Origin of the sequence: uncultured Cyclobacterium sp., from assembly GCF_963976465.1 — a bacterium.
Classification (GTDB): Bacteria; Bacteroidota; Bacteroidia; order Cytophagales; family Cyclobacteriaceae; genus Cyclobacterium.
This window is the reverse complement of record NZ_CAXBOC010000670.1, coordinates 1-2,273: the sequence shown is the minus strand read 5'-3', so window position 1 is coordinate 2,273 and position 2,273 is coordinate 1. Positions and strand designations below refer to the sequence as shown.

4 protein-coding genes are annotated in these 2,273 nt (G+C 39.5%); 2 read left to right on the top strand and 2 right to left on the bottom strand.

Features of this window, described 5'->3' with window-relative positions:
- Together AAC037_RS23685 and rocD are read right to left on the bottom strand one after the other, a co-directional pair.
- Nucleotides 1–274, bottom strand: a 274-nt coding sequence (locus AAC037_RS23685; protein ID WP_339906109.1) for an HAD hydrolase-like protein, incomplete at its 3' end; no start/stop codon positions are given.
- Nucleotides 275–276: 2 nt separating this feature from the next.
- Entirely contained in the window at nt 277–1,560 is a 1,284-nt protein-coding gene (gene rocD / locus AAC037_RS23680; RefSeq protein ID WP_339906108.1) for an ornithine--oxo-acid transaminase, read from the bottom strand.
- Nucleotides 1,561–1,780: 220 nt separating this feature from the next.
- Here rocD and rpmB point away from each other — a divergent pair, with 220 nt between their 5' ends.
- Both rpmB and rpmG read left to right on the top strand, forming a co-directional pair.
- Nucleotides 1,781–2,023: a 50S ribosomal protein L28 gene (rpmB, locus tag AAC037_RS23675; protein WP_339906106.1), complete on the top strand. Its 243-nt coding sequence runs from the start codon at nt 1,781–1,783 to the stop codon at nt 2,021–2,023.
- Nucleotides 2,024–2,057: 34 nt separating this feature from the next.
- Nucleotides 2,058–2,240: a 50S ribosomal protein L33 gene (gene rpmG / locus AAC037_RS23670; protein ID WP_014020702.1), complete on the top strand. Its 183-nt coding sequence runs from the start codon at nt 2,058–2,060 to the stop codon at nt 2,238–2,240.
- Nucleotides 2,241–2,273: the final 33 nt, after the last annotated feature.

Here is a 2,273-nt window from a genome sequence, read left to right as displayed (position 1 = left end):
AATCGGGAAGTGTAATGACTTTGTCTGCATAAATCTCCCTGAAAAGCCCCTCTTTTTCGTTTTCCAGACTGATGAATTCTTCGCCGACTATTTCTCTCCCCAAGAAATGTTTGAAAATGTATTTGTTGCTTTTGCCATACATGTGTTTTTCGAATTCCTCTTCGGTAGGGGTGAGGCCTCTTTTACCAAAAAACACTTTAAAAGCTTCAGAGTGAAAAGGGTTGGTGTGGCAGATTACCCCATCCATATCGAAGATTACTGCTTGGTTTTTCATTTTTATTTGGCAGGTTTTTCAAAATTTAAGATAGTATGTTCAATGATGTCACAGCAATCATATAGTTCTTCTTCAGTCATCACTAGTGGAGGAGCAAAGCGGATAATATTTCCATGTGTGGGTTTCGCGAGCAAGCCATTTTCCTTAAGTCCTACGCAAATATCCCAGGCAGTAGTGCTTTCCGGTTGGTCATTGATGACTATTGCATTCAATAATCCTCGTCCCCTAACCAGGCTTACCAGATCCGTTTTTGAGATTAGCTTCTCCATTCTTTCTCTGAAAAGCACACCTAGACGTCTTGCATTTTGTGCTAACTTTTCCTCTTTCACCACTTCCAATGCAGCAATAGCTACTCTTGCACCCAATGGGTTGCCTCCGAAGGTAGAACCATGCTGTCCGGGATGGATGACCTCCATAATAGGGTCGTTAGCAAGCACGGCTGAAACTGGGAAAAATCCTCCTGAAAGGGCTTTGCCTAAAATAAGTATATCAGGAGCTACGTAACTTTCTTGCTTTTCGCAATGCTCTTTGCATGTGCAATCACCACATACAGCTAATAAAGACCCTGTTCTCGCAATACCTGTTTGTATTTCGTCGGCCATTAATAAAACATTGTGAGTTTCACAAAGTTTTTTTGCTTCTCTTATATAGTTATGTTCCGGAGTAATTACTCCGGCTTCTCCTTGAATGGGCTCAATTAAGAAACCAACCACATCAGGATTGTTGACCAATGCAGCATTTAGCGCAGTAAGATCATCGTAAGGAATTTGTATAAAGCCGGGGGTGTAAGGTCCGAAATTATTGCGGGCATCATCATCTGTAGAAAAAGAGACAATGGTTGTAGTTCTTCCATGGAAGTTTTCACTGGCTACTATGATCTTTGCCTGATGAGGTGCTACTTCCTTTTTATCATATCCCCATTTTCGAGCGATCTTAATAGCTGTTTCCACAGCTTCAGCTCCGGTATTCATTGGGAGAACCTTGTCGAAGCCAAAATAGGAGGTAATGTATTCTTCGTAGGGACCTAAAATATCGTTAAAAAAAGCCCTGGATGTTAGGGTTAAGCTGTTGGCTTGTTCCACTAGTGCATCCTTTATTTTAGGATGGCAATGACCTTGGTTAACTGCCGAGTAGGCAGAAAGAAAGTCATAATACCGTTTCCCTTCTACATCCCAGAGGTAAACCCCTTCACCTTTGCTTAGTACTACCGGTAGTGGGTGATAATTGTGAGCTCCAAATTTATTTTCTAATTGAATTGCTTCTTGACTTGTCTTGATATCCTTCATTCTGGATCTCTTTTTTTGCTTTTTAAATAGGTGTTGGCTGCGTAATTGCCGTAATTTGACAAATATAGCAAAAGGGTTTTGGAATCATGAATCAAAACCAAAAACTTGGAGTGCAGGGATTTATTAAATAATTATGGGGTACACTTTTGTTATTTAATATAATCTTCCGATATTTGCAAACCCAATTGAAAAAAGTCAATCATTACTGGATACATATATCATGGCAAAAATTTGTGACATTACTGGAAAAAGGCCTCAGGTAGGAAATAACGTATCACACGCCAATAATAAAACGAAGCGTAGATTTTACCCTAACCTGCATAAGAAGAGCTTTTATATCCCTGAAGAAGACGCATGGATCACTTTAAAGGTGTCGTCTTCCGCTTTGAGGACGATAAATAAAAAAGGAATCAGCACTGTGTTGAAAGAAGCGCAGAAAAAAGGAGAGATTATTATTAAATAAGACTTGCCTCATACCAATATTAAATTAACAGGAAATGGCTAAGAAAGGTAATAGAGTTCAGGTGATTTTAGAGTGCACTGAACATAAAACAAGTGGAATGCCCGGGACATCTCGGTACATCACCACCAAGAACAGGAAAAACACTACTGAGAGGTTGGAACTTAAAAAATTCAACCCTATCTTGAAGAAGGTGACCGTTCATAAAGAAATAAAATAATACGTCATGGCAAAGAAGACCGTAGCGAGTTTA